The organism is Streptomyces sp. NPDC002574, from assembly GCF_042889545.1.
Lineage (GTDB): Bacteria > Actinomycetota > Actinomycetes > Streptomycetales > Streptomycetaceae > Actinacidiphila.
In genome coordinates this window covers 150,500-174,518 of the sequence record NZ_JBIARB010000006.1, presented here as the reverse complement: position 1 = coordinate 174,518, position 24,019 = coordinate 150,500, and the positions used below count along the sequence as shown (strand labels likewise).

Annotated in this window: 23 protein-coding genes; 8 read left to right on the top strand and 15 right to left on the bottom strand. The window is 73.0% G+C overall.

Features of this window, described 5'->3' with window-relative positions:
* Positions 1–17: 17 nt before the first annotated feature.
* From ACFYXS_RS15930 to ACFYXS_RS15915, 4 genes are read right to left on the bottom strand one after another with little or no spacing between them, the layout of a single operon-like run.
* Positions 18–803: a CDP-alcohol phosphatidyltransferase family protein gene (locus ACFYXS_RS15930; RefSeq protein WP_389248283.1), complete on the bottom strand. Its 786-nt coding sequence runs from the start codon at positions 801–803 to the stop codon at positions 18–20.
* Entirely contained in the window at positions 781–1,842 is a 1,062-nt protein-coding gene (locus ACFYXS_RS15925; RefSeq protein WP_389248281.1) for an iron-containing alcohol dehydrogenase family protein, read from the bottom strand. Before ACFYXS_RS15925 ends, ACFYXS_RS15930 begins: the two co-directional genes overlap by 23 nt.
* On the bottom strand, positions 1,830–2,579 hold the full coding sequence (locus ACFYXS_RS15920; protein ID WP_389248279.1) for a sugar phosphate nucleotidyltransferase: 750 nt from the start codon (positions 2,577–2,579) through the stop codon (positions 1,830–1,832). The genes ACFYXS_RS15925 and ACFYXS_RS15920 overlap by 13 nt, the downstream gene beginning before the upstream one ends.
* Positions 2,576–4,387: a DUF5941 domain-containing protein gene (locus ACFYXS_RS15915; RefSeq protein WP_389248864.1), complete on the bottom strand. Its 1,812-nt coding sequence runs from the start codon at positions 4,385–4,387 to the stop codon at positions 2,576–2,578. Before ACFYXS_RS15915 ends, ACFYXS_RS15920 begins: the two co-directional genes overlap by 4 nt.
* 238 nt (positions 4,388–4,625) lie before the next feature.
* Here ACFYXS_RS15915 and galE point away from each other — a divergent pair, with 238 nt between their 5' ends.
* The 3 genes from galE (at position 4,626) to idi (ending at position 7,462) form a co-directional block, all read left to right on the top strand.
* Positions 4,626–5,612 carry a UDP-glucose 4-epimerase GalE gene (gene galE / locus ACFYXS_RS15910; protein WP_389248277.1) on the top strand — a complete coding sequence of 329 codons (987 nt, stop codon included), beginning with the start codon at positions 4,626–4,628 and terminating at the stop codon, positions 5,610–5,612.
* Between the two features lie 174 nt (positions 5,613–5,786).
* A complete protein-coding gene (locus tag ACFYXS_RS15905; RefSeq protein WP_389248275.1) occupies positions 5,787–6,737 on the top strand; it encodes a cation diffusion facilitator family transporter in 951 nt (316 codons plus the stop codon).
* 113 nt (positions 6,738–6,850) lie between these two features.
* Complete coding sequence (idi, locus tag ACFYXS_RS15900) at positions 6,851–7,462, top strand: isopentenyl-diphosphate Delta-isomerase (protein ID WP_389248273.1); 612 nt, start codon at positions 6,851–6,853, stop codon at positions 7,460–7,462.
* Between the two features lie 10 nt (positions 7,463–7,472).
* Here the strand turns inward: idi and ACFYXS_RS15895 are convergent, their stop codons facing one another.
* Positions 7,473–7,964 carry an ATP-binding protein gene (locus ACFYXS_RS15895; RefSeq protein WP_319657912.1) on the bottom strand — a complete coding sequence of 164 codons (492 nt, stop codon included), beginning with the start codon at positions 7,962–7,964 and terminating at the stop codon, positions 7,473–7,475.
* 215 nt (positions 7,965–8,179) lie between these two features.
* Entirely contained in the window at positions 8,180–8,785 is a 606-nt protein-coding gene (locus ACFYXS_RS15890) for an HdeD family acid-resistance protein (protein WP_389248270.1), read from the bottom strand.
* A gap of 145 nt (positions 8,786–8,930) precedes the next feature.
* Between ACFYXS_RS15890 and ACFYXS_RS15885 the strand changes: the two genes are divergently transcribed.
* The gene (locus tag ACFYXS_RS15885) at positions 8,931–9,707 is read left to right on the top strand and encodes an enoyl-CoA hydratase/isomerase family protein (protein ID WP_389248268.1); all 777 of its coding nucleotides are present in this window, start codon (positions 8,931–8,933) and stop codon (positions 9,705–9,707) included.
* Here the strand turns inward: ACFYXS_RS15885 and ACFYXS_RS15880 are convergent.
* Entirely contained in the window at positions 9,704–10,363 is a 660-nt protein-coding gene (locus ACFYXS_RS15880) for a pyridoxamine 5'-phosphate oxidase family protein (RefSeq protein WP_389248862.1), read from the bottom strand. The genes ACFYXS_RS15885 and ACFYXS_RS15880 overlap by 4 nt on opposite strands.
* A 170-nt stretch (positions 10,364–10,533) precedes the next feature.
* Here ACFYXS_RS15880 and ACFYXS_RS15875 point away from each other — a divergent pair, with 170 nt between their 5' ends.
* A complete protein-coding gene (locus ACFYXS_RS15875; RefSeq protein ID WP_389248266.1) occupies positions 10,534–11,403 on the top strand; it encodes a hypothetical protein in 870 nt (289 codons plus the stop codon).
* A gap of 372 nt (positions 11,404–11,775) precedes the next feature.
* Here the strand turns inward: ACFYXS_RS15875 and ACFYXS_RS15870 are convergent, their stop codons facing one another.
* Positions 11,776–12,834, bottom strand: a complete 1,059-nt coding sequence (locus ACFYXS_RS15870) for a DMT family transporter (RefSeq protein ID WP_389248264.1) — start codon at positions 12,832–12,834, stop codon at positions 11,776–11,778.
* 105 nt (positions 12,835–12,939) lie between these two features.
* Between ACFYXS_RS15870 and ACFYXS_RS15865 the strand changes: the two genes are divergently transcribed.
* Positions 12,940–13,860, top strand: a complete 921-nt coding sequence (locus ACFYXS_RS15865; protein WP_389248262.1) for a LysR family transcriptional regulator — start codon at positions 12,940–12,942, stop codon at positions 13,858–13,860.
* Positions 13,861–13,871: 11 nt separating this feature from the next.
* Here the strand turns inward: ACFYXS_RS15865 and ACFYXS_RS15860 are convergent, their stop codons facing one another.
* The 7 genes from ACFYXS_RS15860 to ACFYXS_RS15830 all read right to left on the bottom strand — a co-directional run bounded on the left by ACFYXS_RS15860 (position 13,872) and on the right by ACFYXS_RS15830 (position 21,915).
* Positions 13,872–14,786, bottom strand: a complete 915-nt coding sequence (locus ACFYXS_RS15860; RefSeq protein ID WP_389248260.1) for a DMT family transporter — start codon at positions 14,784–14,786, stop codon at positions 13,872–13,874.
* A gap of 94 nt (positions 14,787–14,880) precedes the next feature.
* Complete coding sequence (locus ACFYXS_RS15855) at positions 14,881–16,860, bottom strand: FUSC family protein (protein WP_389248258.1); 1,980 nt, start codon at positions 16,858–16,860, stop codon at positions 14,881–14,883.
* A 111-nt stretch (positions 16,861–16,971) separates the two neighbouring features.
* Positions 16,972–18,183, bottom strand: a complete 1,212-nt coding sequence (locus ACFYXS_RS15850) for a GDSL-type esterase/lipase family protein (RefSeq protein ID WP_389248256.1) — start codon at positions 18,181–18,183, stop codon at positions 16,972–16,974.
* A gap of 61 nt (positions 18,184–18,244) precedes the next feature.
* Positions 18,245–18,817: a TetR/AcrR family transcriptional regulator gene (locus tag ACFYXS_RS15845; RefSeq protein WP_389248254.1), complete on the bottom strand. Its 573-nt coding sequence runs from the start codon at positions 18,815–18,817 to the stop codon at positions 18,245–18,247.
* A 101-nt stretch (positions 18,818–18,918) separates the two neighbouring features.
* Positions 18,919–19,671: a L,D-transpeptidase gene (locus ACFYXS_RS15840; RefSeq protein ID WP_389248860.1), complete on the bottom strand. Its 753-nt coding sequence runs from the start codon at positions 19,669–19,671 to the stop codon at positions 18,919–18,921.
* A 2-nt stretch (positions 19,672–19,673) separates the two neighbouring features.
* Positions 19,674–20,162, bottom strand: coding sequence for a glutathione peroxidase (locus ACFYXS_RS15835; protein WP_389248252.1), 489 nt, complete (start codon positions 20,160–20,162; stop codon positions 19,674–19,676).
* Between the two features lie 115 nt (positions 20,163–20,277).
* Complete coding sequence (locus ACFYXS_RS15830) at positions 20,278–21,915, bottom strand: ABC-F family ATP-binding cassette domain-containing protein (protein ID WP_389248250.1); 1,638 nt, start codon at positions 21,913–21,915, stop codon at positions 20,278–20,280.
* A 160-nt stretch (positions 21,916–22,075) separates the two neighbouring features.
* Between ACFYXS_RS15830 and ddaH the strand changes: the two genes are divergently transcribed.
* A complete protein-coding gene (ddaH, locus tag ACFYXS_RS15825; protein WP_389248249.1) occupies positions 22,076–22,852 on the top strand; it encodes a dimethylargininase in 777 nt (258 codons plus the stop codon).
* Positions 22,853–22,940: 88 nt separating this feature from the next.
* Complete coding sequence (locus ACFYXS_RS15820; RefSeq protein ID WP_389248247.1) at positions 22,941–23,906, top strand: acyl-ACP desaturase; 966 nt, start codon at positions 22,941–22,943, stop codon at positions 23,904–23,906.
* Positions 23,907–24,019 lie beyond the last annotated feature (113 nt).

Below are 24,019 nucleotides of genomic sequence, written 5' to 3'. Positions count from 1 at the left end.
CGACGTCCCCACCGCGCTCACCTCAGCCTGTTCGACGCGAGGATCGAGACCAGGTGCAGCAGCGTCTGCAGCACGGCTATGGCGGCCAGGGCGCAGACCGCGATCCGGGTGAACAGCAGGTCGCCGTGGAAGGAGTCCGCGACGCCTGCGGCCAGGATCAGCAGCGAGGCCTCGACCCCGCCGACCAGCCGGTGGAACTTCAGGGCGGCCGCGGCGCGGCGGGCCAGCGCCAGACCGGACGAACGCGGCACGGACGCCTCGTCCTGCACCGCGGGCAGGCCGCTGCGGGCGCGCGCGACGTCCACCAGGTCGGTCTCCGCCTTGATCAGGATCGCGCCCAGCGCGGCCAGCGTCCCGAGGAACGCCCAGCCCCACTGGGTGCTCGCGCCGTCCCGGTGGAACAGGTCGGCGGCGCGCACGCCGAAGCCGATCAACAGCGCGGCCTCGGACAGGTAGTGGCCCACCCGGTCCAGGTACACGCCGGTGATCGAGGTCTGTCTGCGCCAGCGGGCGACCTCGCCGTCGACGCAGTCCAGCAGCAGGTACAGCTGGATCAACAGGGCCGCGGCCACCGCTCCGGCCGGCCCCGGCACCAGGAGTGCCGCGCCGGCCGCGATGCCCGCGACGATCATCAGATACGTGAGCTGGTTGGGCGTCACCCGGCTGTTCACCAGATGACGGGTCCAGCGCAGGGAGATCTCGCGCATGTATATGCGCCCGGCCCAGTGCTCGCCGCTACGGCGGTCCTTCAGCCCTGCGGGGTGAACGACCGGCCGCAGCTCAGCTACCGATGGTTTTGGCATAGTCTGCGTATGCGTCCCTGATCTCGTCGGTGGACAGTTCCAGGTGCTCGAGGATCGTGTAGCGCCCGGGGCGGGTCTGCGGTGCGTAGGCGACGGCCTTGACGAACTCGTCCTCGGTGAAGCCGATCTCGCCCGGTGTGACCGGGAGTCCGTGGTTGCGCAGGGTCTGCGCGAAGAGCCCGGCCTGTTCCTCGGCGCCGCGCAGGAACATCGCGAAGGCGGCGCCGATACCGACCTGTTCACCGTGGGCGGCGGCCCGCCGCGGGTGGAGCAGGTCGAGCGCGTGGCTGATCTCGTGGCAGGCGCCCGACGCGGGCCGGCTGTCGCCGCTGATCGACATGGCGATGCCGGTGAGCACCAGCGCCTCGGCGAGCACGGTGAGGAACTCGTCGTCGCCTATCCCGCTGGGGTGGCGCAGCACGGACTCGCCCGCGGTACGGGCCATCGCGGCGGCCAGGCCGTCGATCGGCTCGCCCGTCTCGCGGTGGGACAGCTCCCAGTCCGCGATGCAGGAGATGTTGGAGATCGCGTCGCCGATGCCGGAGCGCACGAAGCGGACCGGGGCCTCACGGATCACATCGAGGTCGATCACCATGGCGATGGGGCTCGGCACGCCGTAGGAGCCGCGGCCGTTGTCGTTGTCCAGCGTGGACACCGGCGAGCACAGCCCGTCGTGCGCCAGGTTGGTCGCGACGGCCACCACCGGCAGCCCGACGCGGGCGGCGGCGTACTTGGCGGCGTCGATGATCTTGCCGCCGCCGAGGGCCACCACGGCGTCGTAGCGCTTGCCGCGCATGGCGTCGGCGAGCCTGACGGCACCGTCGATGGTGCCGCCGGCCACCTCGAACCAGTCGGCGGCGGGCAGGGCCGGGGCCAGCCGCTCGCGCAGCACCTGGCCGGAGCCGCCGCTGACCGCGACGGCCAGCCGGCCGGAGCTGGAGATGCGCTGGTCGGCCAGGACGGCCGCCAGGTCGTCGAGGGCACCGGCACGGATGTCGACGACGACCGGCGAGGGAATGAGCCTCGTCAGTACCGGCACGCGATCTCCCGTGCCCGGTTCAGGTCGTCGTGGTTGTCGATCTCGACCCAGGGGACGTCGCCGATGGGCGCGACGTCGACGCGCAGGCCCCGGTCGACCAGTTCCTGGTAGCCGTCCTCGTAGTACAGCTGCGGGTCGCGCTCGTAGGTGGCCCTCAGCGCGTCGGCCAGGTCGGCGGCCGCGGCGGCCTCGATGAGGGTGACACCGATGTACTCGCCGGTGGCCGCGGCCGGGTCCATCAGCTTGGTGATCCGCTGCACGCCCCGGTCCTCGGCCGTGACGACCTTCATCTCCTCGTCGGCCAGGTCCTTGACGGTGTCCAGGGCGAGGATGATGCGGCGGGCACCGCCGCGCGCCTCCAGCAGCGTCTGCTCGACGGAGACGGGGTGCACGGTGTCGCCGTTGGCGAGGATCGCGCCCTCGGCCAGCACGTCACGGGCGCACCACAGGGAGTAGGCGTTGTTCCACTCCTCGGCCTTGTCGTTCTCGACGAGGTGGAGCTTGACGCCGTACTTGGCCTCCAGCGCGGTCAGGCGCTCGTGGACGGCCTCCTTGCGGTAGCCCACGACGACCGCGGCGTCGGTCAGGCCGACCTCGGCGAAGTTGCGCAGCGTCAGGTCCAGGACGGTCGTCTTGCCCTCACCCTGTGGGTCCACCGGCACCAGGGCCTTGGGAAGGGTGTCGGTGTAGGGGCGAAGACGCCGTCCGGCGCCGGCCGCCAGCACGAGGCCGATCATGCGGGTTCTCCTGTTTCGTCGTGTACGGCGGGCGCCCCCGAGGACACCCAGAAGCGGATGCTCTCGGTGAGCACCAGCAGGGCCAGTGCGACGGCCGCAGCCGTCAGCGCCGCCGTCAATCCCGTGGTGTGCGCCAGGGCCACGGACGCGGCCGCGACCAGCAGCGTCCTTCCCTCGTGCCCGCCGGTCGCGCGTACCAGGGCCCGCGGGGGCGCCCCGGTCCCGCCGCGGATGCGGTACACCGTGTCGTAGTGATGGTAGGCGACCGCGGCAACCAGACAGAAAGCTGCGGGCAACGCTCCGTTCACCTTCGAGACGGCCGCGAGCGCCAGAACGGTTCCGTACTCGGCCGCCCGGAAAAGGGGCGGGACCAGCCAGTCGAGGGCTCCCTTGAGCGGTCCTGCGACCGCGAGGCCCGAGGTGACGACGTAGACGGCGGCGGCCGCGAGCGGCCACCAGCTGCCCGCCGGGGCCGCCAGGGACGTGGCGATCATCACTGCCGCGCCCACCGCGGCGGCGGCCGGGAAGCCGCGGCCGCGCGCGATGCGGGCGACTGCCTCGGCGAGGGGTCCGGTGTCGGCGAGCTCGGCCAGCGCCGCGGCGGCCCGGTCGGTGCGCACCGCCCTGCGGGTCAGCGAGCGCAGAACGCGACCGGCGGTGGTGTAGCAGGCGGCGAAGGCGCAGCCGATGATCAGTACCACGAAGGTGACGCGCGGGGTGGTGGCCGCGGTGAGGATCGCGATCAGTGCCCAGCGTTCGCCGATGGGCAGCACGATCATCCTGCGTATCCACACCGTCCAGCCGACCCGGTCCAGCCGGTCGGACAGGGCGGCGGTGGGACTGGTGTTGGCGTCCGCGTCGTGGTTGGCCTCGTTGAACGAGAAGTCGACCACGTGCCGGCAGGTCTGCAGGACCATCGCGCCGAGGGCGAGCGCCCACACGTCGTCACCGCCGCCGGCGCGGGCCGCGCCGAGCGCGAGGCCCGCGTAGTACGCGTACTCCTTGACCCGGTCGAAGGTGGCGTCGAGCCAGGCGCCGAGCGTGGAGTACTGCAACGAGTAGCGGGCGAGCTGCCCGTCGGTGCAGTCCAGCACGAAGGACGCGATGAGCAGCACGCCCGCGGCGACGAAGCCGGGACGGGTGCCGGTGGCGGCGCAGGCGGCGGCGATCAGGGCGACCAGCAGGGAGGCGGTCGTCACCTGGTTCGGAGTGAGCCCGCGCCGGGCGCACCAGCGCGCGATGTAGCGGGAGTAGGGGCTGACGAAGTGCGTGGTGAAGAAGCCGTCACGGGACTTCACGGCGCCGCGCAGGCGCACCGCCTCGTCGTCCACCGCGGCGACGGCCTCCTCGGCACGTGCCCGCTCCTGCGCGTCGGCGGGCACCCGGGCCACCAGGACGCCGAGCTCCGGCCGCTGCACGGCGACGCCTTCGGCGTCCAGTCCCGCGGCCAGTTCGTCGGGCAGGCTCGCGGCGCCGGTGACGGCGGTACGGCCCGCGCCCCGGTCCCGGCCGCCGGCCGGTGCCAGCGCCCGGACCAGCGCGGGGCGGGCGGCGGGACGGACGGACAGGGCGCCCGGCACGGCTGCGGTGTCGAAGCGGGGGTCGGTCAGCGCGAGCCGCAGCGCGTGGACGTGACCGACGAAGCGCGGGTCGACGACCGCGACGCGCTCGGCGGGCGGGACGGCGGCGAGGAGTGCCGCGAGGGCACCGGCGTCGTCCGCCGCGACCACGTCGAAGCCGAGGCCGCGCAGGTCGCCCTCGATCGGTGAACCCGCGACCGGCGGACCGGTGAGGATGGCGGTCGACAGACGGACTCACTCCCTGGGAAACACAAAGGACGGAACGGGGGCGCCCGGTCATGGACACGCCTACCGGACACCGGGGCGCGCCATGTCAGGGCGGCTGTGACGGCAGAGGCTATCCGATTCCCGGAAGGTTCCGTTCACCGGCCGTTTCCCTGGCCTTCGCGCGGATGGCGCGATCATCATCACCGGTTGTGCGCGATGGAACAACCCCCGGTGCGCATCCGCCGATAGGGTGAGCGTCATGACGTGGCTGATCACAGGTGGCACGGGATTCATCGGCTCTCATGTCGTGCGGGCGATGACCCGCGCCGGGGAGCGCGTGGTGGTCTACGACGACGGCTCGGCGGGCGTGGCCTCGCGCGTCCCGGCCGACGTGCCGAGGGTGACCGGTTCCACACTCGACCGGGACCTGCTGGACCGCACGATCGCCGAGCACGGCGTCACGGGCGTCGTGCACCTGGCGGCGCGGAAGCAGGTCGGCGAGTCCGTCGAGCAGCCGCTGCGGTACTACCGGGAGAACGTGGGCGGCCTCGGCACGCTCCTGGAGGCGGTGGCGGCGGCCGGGGTCGGCCGATTCGTCTTCTCCTCCTCCGCCGCGGTGTACGGCCTGCCGGACGTGCCGCTGGTGACCGAGTCCACGCCGTGCCTGCCCATGAGCCCCTACGGGGAGACCAAGCTGGCCGGCGAGTGGCTGGTGCGGGCGGCGGGCAGGGCGCACGGGATCTCCACGGCCTGTCTGCGGTACTTCAACGTGGCGGGCGCGGCCGTGCCGGAGCTCGCCGACACCGGGGTCTTCAACGTCGTCCCGATGGTGTTCCAGAAGCTCACCGAGGGCGAGCCCCCGCTGATCTTCGGCGACGACTACCCGACCCCCGACGGCACGTGCGTGCGCGACTACATCCACGTCGAGGACCTGGCGGACGCGCACCTCGCGGCCGCCCGCTGGGTCACGGGCCGCGAGGCCGCCGAGGACCTGACCGTCAACATCGGCCGCGGCGAGGGTGTCTCCGTTCGTGAACTGATCGACCTCGTCACCGAGATCGCCGGATACCCGGAGGTGACGCCGGTGGTCACCCCGCGGCGTGCCGGGGACCCGGCGAGCGTGGTGGCCTCGGCCGAGCTGATCCGGAAGGAACTGGGCTGGAGCGCCGTGCGCGGGGTGCGGGAGATGGTCGAGTCGGCGTGGCAGGGCTGGTGCCTGCGGTACCCGGAGGCCCGCCGCCCCTAGCGTCCGCCACTCGCCGGAACACGCCCCGTACCCGGACCATCGCCGCAGGTCACCGCACATGACAACGGTGACCAGTGGCGAGTTGCCCACGGACGGTCACCGTTGTTCACTGGGGCACGCCGGCCGAAGCCGGCGGGCGGGTGAGCACGGCGGGCGAGAGGGGAGTCCCAGGCGATGGGGGCAGGGCATGCGCACGACCACGGCCACACGCACGGATCCGCTGCCGGGCTGACCGGCACGGCCGCGTCGCGGTTCCGCGACCGGCTGCGGATCGCGCTCGGCATCACGCTGCTGATCCTCGTGGCGGAGGTGGTGGGCAGCACCCTCACCGGTTCCCTCGCGCTGCTCGCCGACGCCGGACACATGGCCACGGACGCGGCGGGCCTGGCGATGTCGCTGGTGGCGATCCACTTCGCCAACCGCCCGCCGAGCGAGCGCCGCACCTTCGGCCTGGCCCGGGCGGAGATCCTCTCGGCGGTGGCCAACGCCGTACTGCTGTTCGGCGTGGGCGCGTACATCTTCTACGAGGCCGTCTCGCGCCTGATCGCCCCGGCCGAGGTCGAGGGCGGGCTCACCGTCGTCTTCGGTGTGGTCGGCCTGGTGGCCAACTCGGTGTCGCTCCTTCTGCTGATGCGCGGGCAGCGCGAGAGCCTGAACGTCCGGGGGGCCTTCCTGGAGGTCATGGCGGACGCCCTGGGCTCGCTCGCGGTGGTCGTGGCGGCCGTGGTGATCCTGACCACCGGGTGGCAGCAGGCCGACCCGGTGGCCTCGCTGCTGATCGGCGTGATGATCGTCCCGCGGACGTGGAAACTGCTGCGGGAGGCCATCGACGTGCTGCTGGAGGCCGCCCCCCGTGACGTCGACATGGCCGAGGTCCGCAGCCACATCCTCGGGCTGCCCGGTGTCGAGGGACTGCACGACCTGCACGTGTGGACGATCACCTCGGGCATGCCGGTGCTCTCCGCCCACGTCGTGGTGAGCCCGGAGACCCTGGACGCCATCGGCCACGAGAAGGTGCTGCACGACCTGCAGGGCTGCCTGGGCACCCACTTCGACGTGGAGCACTGCACATTCCAGCTGGAACCCGGCGGCCACGCGGAGCACGAGGCACGGCTGTGCCACTGACCCGGTGGCACCGCCGATCGACACAGGGTGACCGACATTGAGCGCGCTGCGACGACGTCCCGGCCCCTCGCGTGAGGCAAACTGAGGTCTTGTCGTCGATGAAAAGGATGGCCATGCCCACGAGTCCCGCTGCCGGCCGGCCCCTCAGCCCTGCCCCGGACCCCTCCTCCAACGGCGCCTCGGCTCCGATCATGCTCGAACTGGTCGACGAGACCGGCGCGACGATCGGCACCGCGGAGAAGCTCTCGGCGCACCTGCCGCCGGGCCGGCTCCACCGGGCCTTCTCGGTCTTCCTCTTCGACGGCGAGGGCCGGCTGCTGCTGCAGCGCCGCGCCCTCGGCAAGTACCACTCCCCCGGCGTGTGGTCCAACACCTGCTGCGGGCACCCCTACCCGCAGGAGCCGCCCTTCGTCGCCGCGGCGCGCCGCACCGCAGAGGAGCTGGGCGCCGCCCCCGCGTCGCTGAGGGAGGCCGGCACGGTCCGCTACAACCACCCGGACCCGGCGTCGGGCCTGGTGGAGCAGGAGTACAACCACCTCTTCGTGGGGCTGATGACCGCGCCGCTGGACCCGGACCCCGAGGAGATCGGCGAGACCGCCTTCGTGACCCCGCGGGAGCTGGCCGCGCTGCAGGAGTCCGGGCCGTTCTCCGCCTGGTTCCCGACCGTGCTGGGGGCGGCGCTGCCCGCCGTGCGGGAGCTCACGGGCGAGCGCGCCGGCTGGTAGCCCCCGCGCCTCACAGCAAAGGAGCGCCGGGCTGCAGCGGAAGCGCCGCCCAGATGACCTTTCCCCCGGTAGCGGTCTGCTGCACGTCGCACATCCCGCCCGCCTCGGCGGTGACCGACTTGACCAGCAGCAGACCGCGCCCACCGGTGTCCGCGTCGTCCACCTGGAGCGCCTTGGGCCGGTAGGGATGGTTGTCCTCGACCGCGACGCGCACCCAGTCGAGGCCGACGGCGACCTCCACCGCGATCTCCGGGGAGAGCAGGGCGGCGTGCCGCACCGCGTTCGTCACCAGCTCGGAGACGATCAGCAGCAGACCCTGCAGCAGATCGTCGTCGACGGGGACGCGCTGCCGTACCAGCAGGTCCCGTACGGCGTGCCGGGCCTGCGGCACCGAGGAGTCCAGCGCGGAGGCGGTGAAGCGCCACACGCCCTCGTAAGGGCGCGGAAAGTCCGGTGCCACCGGAGGCACCGGTTCGGGCGGGACGCTCCCGCGTACGTCCATGGCGACGTTCACCCTCGCATTCAGCGATGCTCCCCGCGGTCCCCCTTCCCGGCCCGCTGGGCGGCGACGGGGTCCGCCTCACGTTCCGAGTGTCGGCAGCACAGGACTCCACCCCGAGTCGCTGACCGTAAATCCATATCTTTCGACCGTCTGCGACACGGGGTGACCGGAGTTGGTGGACTCGATGAGCCCTGATGACACGCCGGCAACCGGTTTCAATGCTCCAGTGGCGTCTGCCGGGCCTCGGCCACCATTCCGACGATCCGCCGGCCGCCCAGGCCCGCCCCGAGCAGACCCAGACCGTCGAACAGCAGCGCCAGCGAGAAGAAGGCGCCGATCACGTAGACACTGCTGTGCGGCCAGTTCGCCAGCACCAGGACGGCCAGCAGGATGCCGATCGCCCCCTGGATCAGCGTCCACACCATCTGCGGCCCGCGCACCACCAGTCCGCCGAACAACCGGAAGATCCCGCCGGTCAGGAAGAGCAGTGCCGCGAACATCGTGAGAGCCGCGGCCGTCTCCGCCGGGTTGCGGATGACGACCACACCCGCCGCGATGTACAGGGCCGCGACGACCAGGGCCAGCCAGAAGTAGTTGGACTCGCGGTTCTGCACGGCCTGCGCCAGGCCGACGATCCCGCCGATGAGGAGCAGCCAGCCGAACAGCACCGTCGAGGTGATGGTGGCGAACCCCACGTAGCAGAGCCCGATCAGGCCGCAGACGACGAGGACCGCGCCGAGCACGGCGACCCAGCCGAAACTGCGCTTGATCCCGGCCTCCGGGGGATCCGGGTACTTCTTGCGTCCCTTGAACGGGGCCATGGCCGCCTCCTTGAACGCGTCGGGAGCCAGTCGTCGCCGGCTAGAGGACATATACCCCGATTGCCCGGAGGGAGCCCCCGATAGGATCGCCCGGGCCGCGCCGCGGCACGACGACAGGACGACGCGACGAGTGGGGGATGCGGGCATGTCCGACCCGTCCGGGCCCGGTCTGCTGCTGGAGACGGCGGGCGCCACCGCCACCGTGACCATCAGCAATCCGGCCAAACGCAACGCCATGACGCTGCGGATGTGGCGGGAACTGCCGCACCTGCTGGCCCGGCTGGCCGACGACCCCGCCGTGCGGGTGCTGGTGCTCACCGGCGCCGACGGCACCTTCTGCGCGGGCGCCGACATCTCCGACCTGCGCGACGCGGCCAGTGGCCCCGGCGCGGCGCAGAGCGCGGCCGTCGAGGCCGAGGAGGCGCTGGCCGCCTTCCCCAAGCCGTCCCTGGCCGCCGTCCGCGGCTTCTGCGTCGGCGGCGGCTGCCAGCTCGCGGCCGCCTGCGACCTGCGCTTCGCCGCCGAGGGCGCGCGCTTCGGGGTCACGCCGGCGCGGCTCGGGATCGTCTATCCGGCCTCGTCGACACGCCGGCTGACCGGCCTGGTCGGCCCGTCCACGGCGAAGCACCTGCTCTTCTCCGCCGAGCTGATCGACCACGAACGCGCCCTGCGCACCGGGCTGGTGGACGAGGTGCTGCCGGACGGCGCCCTGGACAAGCGCGTCGAGGAGTACGCGGTCCTGCTGGCCACCCGTTCCCAGCTCACCCAGGCCGCGGCCAAGGACTTCACGGCCCCGGACCCCGACCCCTCACGTGCGGCGCACTGGGCCGGGCAGGCGGCTCGGAGCAGCGACACCGCGGAGGGTGTGGCGGCCTTCCTGGAGCGGCGCGAGCCGCGTTTCACCTGGTCGGTGGGCGGCTAGCCGCGAAGGTGCGGCGGCAGCGGGATGCCGGCGCGCAACGCGGGGTCGGCGACCGGGGCGCCCCGGGTCGTACCCAGCGGGACCACCCCGGCCCACACCGGCAGGGCGGCGTCGGGGCTGTCGCCGTCGCCGGGGTGGCCGGTGCGGATCTTGACGGAGGCCTCGTCCGTGGCGAGGGCGAGCAGGTCGGTCGCCGCGAGTTCCCTGCGGTCCGGGCGGCGGGCGTAGTCCCACTGGCCGGGGGCGCACTGCTCGGTGAGCACGCGCAGCCCGTGCAGCCGCTCCTCCGGGTCGGTGACCCGGCGCGGGACGCCGATCAGCATCGCGCTGCGGTAGTTGACGCCGTGCTCGAAGACCGACCGGGCCAGGACCAGTCCGTCGACGTGCGTGACGGTGACGCAGACGGCGGCGCCGGGCGCCTGGACGAGGCTGCGGCTGGCGACCGAGCCGTGCAGGTAGAGCGTTCCGGCCTCCGCGTCGTGGCCGTAGACCGTCGGCACGGCCAGCGGGGTGCCGTCGACGACGACGGCCAGATGGCACACGAAGCCGGCGCCCAGCACGGCGTCCAGGTCGTCGCGGGAGACGCTGCCCTGCTCGCGGAGGCGTCGGTGGCGGGTGCGTTCGGTGACCGGGAGCGTGCGGTCGGCGGCGGGCATGGGGGTCTCCAGAGGAACGCGCGACGTCGGGGCGTTCAGACTAGTCATACCGGCATGCCATGCGTGTCGTGACGACGGAATCAGTTTCCACCACTCGCTCCGGCAACGGAATCAGCGGGCCGGGGAGGTGCCTGTCGATCACATGCCAACCGGTCGGTAACCTGTTGCCCATGACCGCGACAGCCCTGGAACCGCGCGCCGGACGGCGCTGCCACAACGCGCTGAACCCCCTTCACTCCGTCGTCTATTTCGCCCCGGAGTACGACGACACGTTCGCGGCGCTCGGGCTGGAGCGCGGCGCCATGGCCTACTTCGCCGGGCGGGCCGCGCCGCTCGGCCAGGTCACGGCGGGCACGGTCGCCGCCACGTTCTACAACTTCAACCACGCGATCATCGCGCCGGTCGTCCCGCGCGCCTGGGAGCTCGCCTCGCCGGCGGCGGTCATCGACGCGCGGGTGCGTATCGCCGACGCCGTCCTGACCCGGCTGCTCGGGCCGGACACGCTCGCCTCGGCCGACCTCGCGGACGCCGCCCGCCTCGCGCTGCGCGCCGCCGAGGCCTGCACCCGCGAAGCCCGCCCCCTCTACGCCGCCAACGCCGAACTCCCGGTGCCCGAGCAGCCGCACCTCGCCCTGTGGCACGCCGCGACGCTGCTGCGCGAGCACCGCGGCGACGGGCACCTCGCGGCGCTCATCACCGCCGGGCTCGACGGGATCGAGGCGCTCGTCACGCACACCGCCACGGGCAAGAGCTTCAACCCGCGCTTCGTCCAGCGCAGCCGGGGCTGGTCCCCCGAGGACTGGGCCGCCGCGCAGGACCGCCTCCGCGACCGGGGGCTGCTCGACGCGGAGGGCGAACTCACGGGGCGCGGCGTCGAATTGCGCCGCGAGGTGGAGGCGATGACCGATCGGCTCGACCGTGCGCCGTACGAGCACGTCGGGGTGGCGGGGGTTGAGCGGCTCACCGCCGTCGCGGGGGCGGTGCTGGGGCGTGTGCTCGAGGGTGGGGGCTTCCCCCAGAGGTATTTCGGCAAGGCCTGACCCTGGGCGCGGTCTTTTCCCGCCCTCCCGCCCGGGTGCCCTGTGACGTCAGTGACCCCGGCGCGTGTTGTGTGGGGGCCGGGTTCGGGGCCTCCGGGGCTGCACGTCCTGGACTGGCATATTTACGCGCCCTTCCAGCACCTGCTCATCCCATCCCGACCCGGACAGTGCGCACATATATGCCGCACCGTCCAGAACATCCACCCTCCCCCAGCCTCCGGCCGGGGTAGCCCCCAACTCCCCCGCCCCCTCCGTAGTTCCAAGCGCCTGATCCCCGGAGGGGGGTAAGTGCGGCACCGTACTCGGGCCACCCGTTGGCGCAGCGCCGTCCATGTGCCCAACCGTCACCGCTGACAGCACCCCCACCGGCCGTCAGTCGCCCAGCCGACCCGGGAGGGGGTGTGGCGGGGTGCCCCCGCTGGGGGCACCTCCCAGCGGTAGCTGGGGGCGTACCCCGGCGCGGCACCGACCCCCCAACGCACGCAGCGCCAGGCGGTCACTGACCGCGCCGGGCTGGGGGCACCCCCGGCCGGAGGTTGGGGGAGGGAGGGCGGGCGGGGGGACCGCCGGCGAAGGGGCGGGGGGCAGCGGGGCGACCGCACGGGCCTCGCCGCGCGCTGCCCCGACGCCGGCCACCACAACCAACCCGGTCCCCACGGCCTGCAAGGCCGTGGGGACCTGTGAGACCAGCACCAGCGCCGCGAGCAGGCTGACGGCCGGCTCCATTCCGGCGAGCGTTCCGTAGGCGGTCTTGCCGACCCGTTGCAGCGCCTTCATCTCCAGCAGGAACGGCACCAGCGGCATCAGCACGGCGATGCCCGCCACCGCCAGGAGGACCTGCCAGGTGCCCCCCGACACGACGCCGGGCGCACCGAAGGGCGCGGTGAAGACGGCGGCGACGGTGAGCGAGACGGCGAGGCCGTGCGCCGCGGAGAAGCGACTGCCGACGTGTTGCGTGCCGATCACGTACAGCGCCCAGCAGGCACCGGACGCGACGCCGAAGAGGACGCCGGCGAGGTCGGCGCCGTCCTGCCAGGGCGAGGTGAGGCAGAGCACGCCCGCCGCGGCCAGCAGCAGCCAGGCCAGTTCGCGGCGCCGCCGCAGGGAGGCGACCGCGACGGCCAGCGGGCCCAGGAACTCCAGGGCGGTCGCCGTGCCGAGCGGGATGCGGTCGGCGGCCTCGGAGAAGAGCAGCATCATCGCTCCGCTGACGGTGCCGAGCAGCACCACCGCGACGAGGTCGCGGAGCGGCGCCGCGCGCAGCGCGGGCCACAGGGAGCGGCCGGTGAACGCCAGCAGCAGCACGGCCGCGAAGCCGACGCGCAGCCATGTGGTGCCGGCCGGGCCCACGTCGTCGAAGAGCTCGGTCGTCAGGGCGCTGCCGGTGTGCAGCACCGTCATCGCGGCCAGGATCAGCACCGCACCAGGCATGCGGCGGCTTGCAAAGGTATGCGGCTCGGTCACCCGCCCATTGCACCGTTCGCCGTCTGTTTCTGTCCACGCGTCATTGGTGGACGGATTGTTTACCATCAGTGGATGATCGAGCCCGCGGACCAGCTCCCCGACCTCGGCAGGCTGCGCCTGCTGGTCGAGCTCAGCCGCCTCGGCACCATGGCGGCCGTCGCGGAGCGCACGGGGTACGGCACGTCGGCGGTCTCCAAGCACCTCGCCGTCCTGGAGCAGGAGGTCGGCGCCCGGCTGCTGGCGCCGGTCGGCCGCCGCGTCCGGCTGACTCCCGCCGGGGAGCGCCTGGTCGAGCACGCCGTCGGGATCCTGGCCGCGGTCGAGGAGGCGCGCGCGGAACTGCGCGGCGAGCCCGGGCCGGTGGGGCGCGTGCGGGTGGCGACCTTCGCCAGCGCGGTCGAGCCGGTCGTGATGCCCGCCCTGGTGGGGCTGCGCGAGCGGCACCCGCGTGTCGAGGTGCAGCTGAACGAGCACGAGCCCGAGCAGACGCTGGAGCTCCTGCTCGCCGGAGACGTCGACCTCGGCATCGTGTACGACTACAGCCTGGTGCCGCGTACCGTGCCCAAGGGGTTGTCGGTGCGGCCGCTCGCCACGCAGCCGATGTTCCTCCTGCTCCCCGCGGGCCATCCCTCCGACCCGGGGCCGGGCGGCCCGGTCCCCCTGGCGGGGCTGCGCCGGCTCGCGGAGGCCGGGTGGATCACGAACTCCCGGGGCAGCGACGACGACGAGCTCGTCCAGCGCGTGTGCGCCCTGGCCGGTTTCGCCCCGCGCATCGTCCACCGCGTCGACAGCCTCCACCTGGTCAATCTGCTCGCGGGGGCGGGGCTCGGTGTCGCGCTGCTGGCCGAGTCGGGCATCGAGCGGAGGCGCGCCGACGTCGTGTGCCGTCCCGTCGACCCCGTTGTGGGCACCCGGCGCCACTTCATCGCCGCCCGCGCGGGCCAGTGGTCCTGGCCACCGCTCGCGGAGGTCGCCCGTCTGCTCACGCGGTGAGCGGAGGCGGTCTACCGCGCCGCGCGGACCGATTCCTCCTCGCCCGTCGCGTCCGGGCGGTCGCCCGTGCGCACGCTCTGGGCGCAGGGCAGCGCGGGGTGACGGCCGAGGAGCACGACGCCCAGGGTGACGGCGACGAGGCCCGCCGCCTCCCAGGCGAGGGCGCCCGGGGTGACGCGGAGGCGGTCGCCGAGGAAGCCGACGCCGCAGGCGATGCCCGCGAGGGGCTGTGCGGCGGTCAGGGCGGGCAGGGACATGCGCAAGGGAGCGGTCTCGAAGGCGCTCTGCACCAGGACGAGGCCGGTGAGCCCGATGCCGAGGATCGCGTAGGGCTGCCAGTGCACCAGGAGGGCCGTGATGCCCTCCAGCTCGGCGATCTGGCCCGAGGTGCGGGTGAGGGAGTCCTGGAGCCCGTAGAGCAGGCCGGCGGCGAGCGCGATGACGGTGGCCTCCGGCGACGGGCGCAGACGTCTCGCGCAGGCGACGAGCAGCAGCGCGATGCCCATGACGATGCCGATGACCAGCCAGTGCCGCAGGGGCCCGCCTATGTGGCCGCCACCCGCGGGCCGTCCGGCCGCGATGAAGGCGGTGACGCCGAGCGCGAGTAAGCCCACGCCCGACCAGCCGTGCCAGCCGAGTCTCTGGCCGGTCAGGTGGCGCGAGAGGGCCATCGCGAAGAGCAGGTTCGTCGCGGTCAGGGGTTCGACGAGGGAGAGCTCGCCCTTGGTGAGGGCGAGCGCGCTCAGCACCATGCCGAAGATCATCAGGAAGATGCCGAGCAGCCATTGCGGCATCCGCATGAGATCCAGCAGCAGCCGGAAGGACAGGAAATTGGACAGCGGGGCACGCTGGGCGGCGAGCTGCTGGAGGACGAAGCCGAAGCCCAGGCAGCACGCTGCACCCACCCCAAGCAGGAAAACGGCCACCTCGTCAACCTCCCGGTGTCGCCGACTGGCCTGACCATAGCCGCTCCCCCGGCTTGATCGCGACGAATGCGGGCGGTCCCTCCGGCCCGGGCGGCTACGTGGTAGGGGCGGGACGCGAGCGCGTGGTGAGGCCGCCGGTGGCGACGCGGATGTGGCGCAGCTCGGTCACGACGTCGGCGAGGGAGGCGCAGGAGGGGGTGCCGGTGAGCTCCGGCCATCCGGTGGCGGGCGTTCGGCCGTCCAGGGAGTCCGCGAGCACGTCCAGGGCGTGGACGACCTCGCCGCCCTCCTCGCGCGAGGGGCGTTCCGCGCCCTGTTCGATGCGGACCGCGCAGGCGGTGGCGGCGTCCATGATCCGCTCGGAGGCGGCGGCGACGGGGAACCAGTCGGTGCGGTGACCGCGGCCCCAGGGCAGTTCCGCCGCGACGGTCTCGGCGGCGGACCGGGCCTCGGCCAGGGAGCTGTAGGCCGCCCGGCGCAGCGCCATGCGGTCCCCCGGGCGCCCTGCCGCGGGAGCGGTGAGGACGTGGGCCAGGTACTCCCGGGTGCGCCGCAGCGACTCGGCCATCAGGTGGGCCACCCGCGCGGTGGGATCGGTGAACCCCGGCAGGTGGCCGACGACGAGCACGATCGCGCAGGCCGTCGTGGTGTCCAGCAGGCGGTCGACGGCCGCCTGCTGGTCGCCGCCCACCCAGACGAACGCCAGCACCATCAAGGTGACCACCGAGGTCTGCAGGCCGAAGTGCCGGAAGGAGACGGGCAGCAGCGCGCCCGCGACCGAGGCGCAGACCACCGTCCACCACACGCCGCCGCCCAGGACCGCGGCCAGGCCGGCGAAGACGACCACCCCGAGCGCCGTCCCGACGAAGCGGTTGACGACGCGGGAGAACAGCGGCCCGATGTCCGGCTTCACCAGGAAGACGGCGGTGAGCGGCAGCCAGTACCAGTGGTCCGCCCGCAGGGCCAGGGCCACCGCGGCACTCGCCGTGACGCACACGGCGACGCGCAGCCCGTACTCGCGTCCGGCCGGCCCCAGGACGCGGCGCCGCACCGTGGGCACGGTTCCCGGGGCGGGAAGCGGGGCCACCTCCTCGGCACTGGTCACGCCGGGCACCGCGCGGGCGAAGACCGCGTCGGCGTACAGCAGTGCCTGGTCGAACGCGGCGCGGGCCGGGGTGCTCGCCTCGGGCGCGGGCAGCGGCCCGGGCGGCTCGCCGCGGCGCAGCGCGGCAGCCAGGCGGCGCGGGCCCTGCGAGGCCTGCGGCGGCAGGGGGTTCCCCTCCCAGAGCAGGGCGGTGCTGGCCTCGCACAGCGCTGTGGCCGCCGCGAAGCGCTCGGCGAGGAGCAGTTCGTCGGGGCGCGCGGACCGGTGGGCCAGCCGCCGGAACAGGCGGCGCAGCCGCAGGGCCTCGTCCCCCCGGTCCAGGGCCGCGGTGAGCCGCCGTCGCGCGGCCTCGGCGCCGGGTCCGCCGACGACGTCCAGAGCGCCCGCGAGCGCGTCGAAGATGCGGGCCAGCGCCGCCTGTTCGCCGGCCAGGGCGCCGCCGACCGGTCGCGGGGGCCGCAGCACGAGCCGCAGCAGGAGGAGCCAGATCGCGCCCGCGAGGAAGTACAGCGCTTTGAGCCAGGGCGCGCCGTGCAGCGGCACCCCGGTCCCGATCACCATCAGGCACAGGGTCTGCATCCCGGTCCGTGAGCACACCGGGCCCACCGTGCTCACGGCGCCCGACCCCAGGCCGACGGCGAACAGCAGGGGCAGCACCCACCACCCGCTCGGGACCGCGTCGGCCGTCGCCGCCCCGATCAGCAGCCCGACCGCCCCGACGAGCACGGGCAGCCCGATGTGGACGACGCCGGTCCTGCGGGTCCCCGGAAGGTCGTTGAAGCCCGCGAACAGCGTCCCGAACCCGGCCAGCACGGCGAATTCGACCGATCCCAGCGCCAGTCCGGCGGCCATCACCGGCCCCGCCGACAGCAGCCCCCGCAGCACCGCCGGCCACGGTACGGGCCCGCGCTGCCAGCGCAGCGGGTGGGCCAGCCACGTGGGCAGGACGACGCGGCCGGGGCCACTCACACGCACGGGCATCCTCACTGACGAAGCAGGCAACACAGGACGAACCGGGATGTTCCGGCCCATGCTTCCTTCTTCAGGGTAGCTGTCCGTGATGCACGCCCCGCGGCCCGGTCATTTCCGCGCCTGCTCCGGGTTCCGCGCGCCCGCGGGGAGGCTGAAGGGACCACCGGCGGCGAAGGCGTGACCGGCGAAGCGTTCGCCGATGCGGAGGTGCGCGGCGGCGTCCGGGTGCAGCTCGTCGGGGAGCGGCAGCTCGGCGAAGTCGGCGGCGCCGTAGAGCTCGCGGCCGTCGAGGTGGTGGAGGTTCGGGTCGTCGGCCGACCGCTGACGGACGATCCGGGCCAGTTCCTCGCGGATGACGGTGAGCGTCAGCTTGCCGCTCGCGCGCTCCGCCGGGTCCCCGGTGGCCAGGAAGCGCGGCTGCCCGGTGGCGAGGGAGGCAGGGTCCATGGCGGTGGGGCCGGGGGTGTCCTCGTGGATGGGGCACAGGACGGGCGAGACCACCAGGAGCGGTGCGGTGGGGTGGCCTTCACGGATGGTGTCGAGGAAGCCGTGGACGGCGGGGGTGAAGGCGCGCAGGCGCATCAGGTCGGTGTTGACCAGGTTGATGCCGATCTTGACGCTGAGCAGGTCAGCGGGAGTGTCGCGCAGGGCGCGGGCGGTGAACGGGTCGAGCAGGGCGCTGCCGCCGAAGCCGAGGTTGACCAGGTCCACGCCGCCGAGGGTGGCGGCGTGCGCGGGCCAGGTGGCGGTCGGGCCGGCGGCGTCGGAGCCGTGGCTGATCGAACTGCCGTGGTGCAGCCACACCCGGCGGCCCCGGTCGGGCGCGGGCTCGACGGGGGCGTCGGTGCGCAGCGCTGTCAGTTCGGTGGTCTCGTTGTGCGGCAGCCAGATCTCGACGTCCTTGTCGCCGCCGGGCAGACCGGTGAAACGGAGGGTGGCGGGCGGTCCGGGCCGGTGCTCGAAGGTCCCGGTGGTCATGTCGATGATCAGGGTGTTGCCGCCGGTGACGCTCTCCCGGCCGGCGAGACGGCCGTCGACCAGCAGGTCGTAAACGCCGTCCGGGCGCGGCGGGACACCCGCGTAGACCCGCTTGGTGGGCACCGTGTCGAGTTCGATCGCGGTGGCCCGGGTACGGAGGACCAGCCGCACCCCGGCGGGCTGGGCCTCGGCCATGGCGAGTTGCCCGTCGGTGTTCTGGGCACGGGCCCGGGCGGGCAGCCGGTGCGGAAGTATGCCGCGTTCGGTGCGTTCCAGTTCCAGGGCGCCGCGTACGAGGTCGGCGGTGATGGGGGTGGTGATCCACTGGTGTCGGGTGTTCATGTCCTCGGCCTGTCGTTCGTGGGTGCGGGAGGGTCGGGACGGCTCGGGTCCGCCTGTCCGTTCAGGGCGCGGGCCAGTTCCGCAGCAGGGCGTCGAGGGCGTCCACGACGCGCGTCCAGGTCTCCTGTGTGTCGGGGGCGCTGTGGCTGAACCCCCCGCCCATTTCGAGGCTGACGTAGCCGTGGAAGACGCTGCCGAGCAGCCGGACGGCGTGCGTCCGGTCCGGCTCGGCCAGGTCGTAGCCGCGCAGGATCGCCCGCGTCATCTGGGCGTGGCGGACGCCCGCGCTGGCGGCCGCCGTCTGCGGGTCGAGCCGGAACTGGGCCGCGGCGTAGCGCCCGGGGTGCTCCCGGGCGTAGTCGCGGTAGACGTTCGCGAAGGCGGCGAGCGCGTCCTTGCCCGACCGTCCCGCCAGGGCGTCGGCGGCCCGGTCGGCGAGCTCCTCCAGCGCGAGCAGGGCGATCCCCGCCTTGAGGTCGTGGGAGTTCTTCAGGTGCGCGTACAGGCTCGCCACCTTGACGTCGAACCGCCTGGCGAGCGCCGAGAGCGTCACGTGCTCGAAGCCGGCCTCGTCGGCCAGTTCCGCCCCTGCCCGGATCAGGCGTGCGGTGGTGAGTCCTGCGCGCGGCGACATGGCCATCTCCTCGTTTGCCTGAAACGAGTATGCATTCACCTAAAGCCTTTAGGCAAATGAGAGCAGAGCAGGCAGGAGGAAGGGCTTCAGAGGCGTTCCGGCTAGTAGCCGGTGACGGCGGTCTCGCCGGACTTCGTGCCGATCGCGATGTGCGGGCCGCGGTCCGGGTCGGCCCAGACGAGCAGGCGGCGCATGGCCTCGACGGGGACGGAGACGCAACCCGCGGTGGGGCCGGGGCCGTTGGCGTGCAGGAAGATGCCGGCGCCGCGCTCCTCCTCCGGCTCGTCGTAGTTGAAGCCGATGACGAAGGCGTGGACGTACGGCTTGCGGTACCTGATCAGGTGCTCGGACTCGGAGGCGGCGCAGTCGGGCGGCAGCGGCTCGACCCAGCGGTTGTAGGACCAGGAGGCGTTGTCCTGGCACCAGTAGGAGTCCGGGGTGACGGCGCGGTAGGGCATGCGGGTGCCCTTCGGCGCGGGCTTGATGCCGAAGGCGTACGGCAGGTCGTACAGGCCGGTGGGGGTGGTCCAGGTGCTCTGGGCCCGTTCCTCGCCCTCGACGAGACCGGCCGCGCCGAAACGGGCGGGCGCGGAGCCCGCGGCGCTCCAGACGCCGTCGCGCAGGTCCCACCAGGTGACCGTGCCCGTGGTGGACCCGGCGTTCGGTGCGACGGCGGTGATGAGCTGGCTGCCGCCGCCGGTGTCCGCCATGTCGGCCGGGAGCGGCGACGCGGGCGGGGCCGGCGCCGCGGTCACAGCGGAGTTCCTGGGCGCGGTCGTGCCCGCGCCCGCCGTGCCGGCCACGGCGGCCAGCACGGCGGAACCCGCCACGACGAGTCGTACGACGCGGTCCATGGTCAACGCGGGAGGTGCGCCTCGATCGCGCCCACGACCTCGTCGGCCTCGGGCTCGGTGCGCGGACGGAACCGGCCGACGACCTGGCCGTCCGCGCTGATCAGGAACTTCTCGAAGTTCCACTGGACGTCACCGGCCGCACCCTCGGCGTCGGCCGTCTCCGTCAGCGCCGTGTAGAGCGGGTGCCGGTCCTCGCCGTTGACGTCCGCCTTCTCGAAGAGCGGGAAGCTGACGCCGTAGGTCGCCGAGCAGAACGTCGCGATCTCCTCGGCGGTGCCCGGCTCCTGACCGGCGAACTGGTTGCTGGGGAAGCCCAGCACGCTGAAGCCGCGGTCGGCGTAACGCTTCTGCAGACGCTCCAGGCCCTCGTACTGCGGGGTCAGCCCGCACTTGGAGGCGACGTTGACGATCAGCAGCGCCTTGCCCTCGTGGTCGGCGAGGGACGCGGGCTCACCGGAGAGCGTGCGCAGCGGAATGTCGTAGATGCTCACGTTGGGAACTCCTCGTCGGGGGACGGGTCAGGGATCACAGAGTGTCCATTCAACCTCGCCCGCTTCCGTGATCTTCCCACGGGAGGGTCCCCGGAACGTGGCAGCGACGCGGGCGTCAGTGCTCCGTGATTCGTCCGGCCTCGACCTGGACGCGGCGCGTGGTGTGCACGGCCTCGAGCATCCGGCGGTCGTGGGTGACCAGCAGCAGGGTGCCGTTGTACGTGGCGAGCGCCGACTCCAGCTGCTCGATGGCGGGCAGGTCCAGATGGTTGGTGGGCTCGTCCAGGACGAGGAGGTTGACGCCGCGGCCCTGGAGGAGCGCGAGGGCGGCCCGGGTGCGCTCGCCCGGGGAGAGCGTGGCGGCCGGGCGCATGACGTGGGCTGCCTTCAGACCGAACTTGGCGAGCAACGTGCGCACATCGGCCGGCGGCATGTCGGGCACCTCGGCGCCGAACGCGTCCAGCAGTGCCTCGCCGCCATGGAAGAGCTTGCGCGCCTGGTCGACCTCGCCGACGACGACCCCGGGGCCGAGGGAGGCCGCGCCCGCGTCCAGCGGCAGCCGGCCGAGGAGGGCGGCCAGCAGCGTCGATTTACCGGACCCGTTGGCGCCGGTGATGGCGACACGATCCGCCCAGTCGATCTGCAGGTCGACCGGACCGAGGGCGAAGTCGCCGCGGCGCACCTGCGCGCCGCGCAGCGTGGCCACGACCGCCCCGGCGCGAGGGGCGGCGGCGATCTCCATGCGCAGCTCCCACTCCTTGCGGGGCTCGTCGACCACCTCCAGGCGCTCGATCATGCGCTGGGTCTGCCGCGCCTTGGAAGCCTGCTTCTCCGTGGACTCCGTGCGCAGCTTGCGGCTGATCTTGTCGTTGTCCGTCGCCTTGCGCCGGGCGTTGCGGACGCCGTGCTCCATCCAGTTGCGCTGCATACGCCCGCGGGCCTCCAGGCTCGCCTTGGTGTCGGCGTACTCCTCGTACTCCTCGCGGGCGTGCCGGCGCGCGGTCTCGCGCTCCTCCAGGTAGGCCGCGTATCCGCCGCCAAAGGTGTTGACCTGCTGCTGGGCGAGGTCGAGTTCGACGACGCGGTTGACGGTGCGGGCCAGGAACTCGCGGTCGTGGCTGACCACGACCGTGCCGGCCTTGAGGCCCGTGACGAACGCCTCCAGGCGCTCCAGGCCGTCCAGGTCGAGGTCGTTGGTGGGCTCGTCGAGCAGGAAGACGTCGTAGCGGCTCAGCAGGAGCGAGGCGAGTCCCGCGCGGGCGGCCTGGCCGCCGGAGAGCGCGGTCATCGGCAGGTCGAGGCCGACGGTCAGGCCCAGCGAGGCGGCCACCTCCTCGGCCCGCTCGTCCAGATCCGCGCCGCCGAGGGCCAGCCAGCGCTCGAGTCCGTCCGCATAGGCGTCGTCCGAGCCGGGCGCCTCGTCCATGAGTGCCTGTGTCGCGGCGTCCAGCGCCTCCTGCGCGGCGGCGACACCGGTACGGCGCGCGAGGAACGCCCGCACCGACTCGTCCGCCCGCCGTTCGGGCTCCTGCGGCAGGTGGCCCACGGAGGCGTTCGGCGGACTCAGCCGCAACTGCCCCTCCTCGGGCGTGCTCAGGCCCGCCAGCAGACGCAGCAGGGTCGACTTGCCGGCGCCGTTGGCACCGACCAGTCCGATCACGTCGCCTGGCGCGACGACGAGGTCCAGGCCCGAGAAGAGGACGCGGTCCCCGTGGCCTGCGGCGAGGTCTTTGACGACAAGAGTGGCACTCATCAGACCGCCGATGTTATCGCCCCGCCCGTCCGCCCCCGCCGGCCGCGCGCAGGTCCGCCGGCAGCCCGGCGCGACCGCCCCGCGCGCCCTGGGCGAACGGGGCGGAGTGAGGGAGCATCACGTTCCGCAAGCCGTTGCCGTCGCGAGGGGAGAGCACGTCATGCCGAGCCGCAAGGCACTTGTCCGGCGTCCGGGTCCGCGTCTGGCGGAGGGGATCGTGACGCACCTCGAAAGGTCGCCGGTGGACGTCGCGCTGGCCCTGCGCCAGTGGGAGGCCTACGTGGCGGCTCTGCGCGCGCACGGGTGGGAGACGGTGGAGGTCCCGCCGGAGGACGCGTGCCCGGACGGGGTGTTCGTGGAGGACACCATGGTGGTGTTCCGCGACGCGGCGCTCATCGCACGGCCGGGCGCGCTGCCCCGCCGTCCGGAGACGCCGGCGGCCGAGGCGGTCGTGACGGGGCTCGGAATGTCCGTCCACAAGGTGCGGGCGCCGGGCACCCTGGAGGGCGGCGACGTACTCAAGACGGGTGACACCATCTACGTGGGCACCGGGGACCGCACGAACGCGGAAGGCGTGCGCCAACTGCGCGCGGCGTTCGAGCCGCTGGGGGCACGGGTGGTGGCGGTACCCGTCACCAAGGTGCTGCATTTGAAATCGGCCGTCACCGCACTCCCCGACGGCACGGTCGTGGGCCACCCCCCGCTGGTCGACACGCCCGAACTGTTCCCCCGATTCCTGCCGGTACCGGAGGAATCGGGCTCCCACGTGGTGCTTCTGGGAGACGGGAAGCTGCTGATGGCGGCGAGCGCGCCGCGCAGCGCGGCGATTTTCGCCGCAATGGGCTATACGCCCGTACTCGTCGACATCGGCGAGTTCGAAAAGCTCGAGGGGTGCGTGACCTGCCTCTCCGTACGGGTTCGCGGGTTGGACACGTAGGACGGGTTGCCATGTGGGCGGGACGTAACCTACGGTTTCGTAACTTACGATTCCGTAGGTACCCTCAGCCAACCGCCAGGAGCACAGCGTGACCATTGCCCCGTCCCAGAACACCGGATCGGACGTGTGGAGTGACACCCGGCTGCTCTACGCCCTGGAAGAGGTCGTCGAGACCGAGCTGAACCGGCATCTGAAGGCGGCCAAGGAATGGATGCCCCACGAGTACGTGCCGTGGAGTCAGGGCCGGGACTTCGACGGGATCATGGGCGGCGAGGCCTGGGAGCAGGGCCAGTCGAAGGTCACCGAGATCGGCCGGATATCGCTGGTGGTCAATCTGCTGACCGAGGACAACCTGCCGAGCTACCACCACGAGATCGCCACGCTCTTCGGCCGTGAGGGCGCCTGGGGCACCTGGGTGCACCGCTGGACCGCCGAGGAGGGCCGGCACGCGATCGCCATGCGCGACTACCTGCTGACGACCCGCGCCGTGGACCCGGTTGAGCTGGAGCGGCTGCGCATGCAGCACATGTCGGAGGGCTTCGAGTCCGACAACTCGCACAGCATGCTGCACTCGGTCGCGTACGTCGCCTTCCAGGAGCTGGCCACGCGCATCTCGCACCGCAACACCGGCCGGGAGTCCGGTGACCCGATGTGCGAGCGCATGCTGGCGCGCATCGCGACGGACGAGAACCTGCACATGGTCTTCTACCGCAACCTGCTCGCGGCCTCGCTGCAGTTGGCGCCTGACCAGGCGATGCAGGCGATCCGCGACGTGGTGGTCGGCTTCCGGATGCCGGGTCACGGCATGCCCGGCTTCGAGCGGTCGGCGGCGCGGATAGCGATCGGCGGCGTCTACAACCTGCGTATCCACCACGACGACGTCCTGCAGCCGGTGCTGCGGCACCTGAAGGTGCTGGAGGTCGCGGGGCTGGGTCCTGAGGGTCTGAAGGCGCAGGAGGAACTGGGCTTCTTCATGGGCGAGCTGGACTGCCAGGCCCGCAAGTTCGAGGAGCGCAGGGACGCGCTGCTGGCGCGGCGGGCCGCCCGCGGGTAACCGGCGTCCACGCCTTTTGGGGCCGCTCCGCTGTCACGCGGGGCGGCCCCGGAGTTTTTCGGCTGCTCCGGTCCGAAAATCATGCAAGCACGCTTGATTGTTTCCCCGGGCGG

Bases quoted from the DNA above. Each gene is read 5' to 3' on its own strand.
- ACFYXS_RS15930 (WP_389248283.1), bottom strand. From the start codon at position 803: ATGCCAAAACCATCGGTAGCTGAGCTGCGGCCGGTCGTTCACCCCGCA.
- ACFYXS_RS15920 (WP_389248279.1), bottom strand. From the start codon at position 2,579: ATGATCGGCCTCGTGCTGGCGGCCGGCGCCGGACGGCGTCTTCGCCCC.
- galE (WP_389248277.1), top strand. From the start codon at position 4,626: ATGACGTGGCTGATCACAGGTGGCACGGGATTCATCGGCTCTCATGTC.
- ACFYXS_RS15905 (WP_389248275.1), top strand. From the start codon at position 5,787: ATGGGGGCAGGGCATGCGCACGACCACGGCCACACGCACGGATCCGCT.
- idi (WP_389248273.1), top strand. From the start codon at position 6,851: ATGCCCACGAGTCCCGCTGCCGGCCGGCCCCTCAGCCCTGCCCCGGAC.
- ACFYXS_RS15895 (WP_319657912.1), bottom strand. From the start codon at position 7,964: ATGGACGTACGCGGGAGCGTCCCGCCCGAACCGGTGCCTCCGGTGGCA.
- ACFYXS_RS15890 (WP_389248270.1), bottom strand. From the start codon at position 8,785: ATGGCCCCGTTCAAGGGACGCAAGAAGTACCCGGATCCCCCGGAGGCC.
- ACFYXS_RS15885 (WP_389248268.1), top strand. From the start codon at position 8,931: ATGTCCGACCCGTCCGGGCCCGGTCTGCTGCTGGAGACGGCGGGCGCC.
- ACFYXS_RS15880 (WP_389248862.1), bottom strand. From the start codon at position 10,363: ATGCCCGCCGCCGACCGCACGCTCCCGGTCACCGAACGCACCCGCCAC.
- ACFYXS_RS15875 (WP_389248266.1), top strand. From the start codon at position 10,534: ATGACCGCGACAGCCCTGGAACCGCGCGCCGGACGGCGCTGCCACAAC.
- ACFYXS_RS15870 (WP_389248264.1), bottom strand. From the start codon at position 12,834: ATGCCTGGTGCGGTGCTGATCCTGGCCGCGATGACGGTGCTGCACACC.
- ACFYXS_RS15865 (WP_389248262.1), top strand. From the start codon at position 12,940: ATGATCGAGCCCGCGGACCAGCTCCCCGACCTCGGCAGGCTGCGCCTG.
- ACFYXS_RS15850 (WP_389248256.1), bottom strand. From the start codon at position 18,183: ATGAACACCCGACACCAGTGGATCACCACCCCCATCACCGCCGACCTC.
- ACFYXS_RS15845 (WP_389248254.1), bottom strand. From the start codon at position 18,817: ATGTCGCCGCGCGCAGGACTCACCACCGCACGCCTGATCCGGGCAGGG.
- ACFYXS_RS15840 (WP_389248860.1), bottom strand. From the start codon at position 19,671: ATGGACCGCGTCGTACGACTCGTCGTGGCGGGTTCCGCCGTGCTGGCC.
- ACFYXS_RS15830 (WP_389248250.1), bottom strand. From the start codon at position 21,915: ATGAGTGCCACTCTTGTCGTCAAAGACCTCGCCGCAGGCCACGGGGAC.
- ddaH (WP_389248249.1), top strand. From the start codon at position 22,076: ATGCCGAGCCGCAAGGCACTTGTCCGGCGTCCGGGTCCGCGTCTGGCG.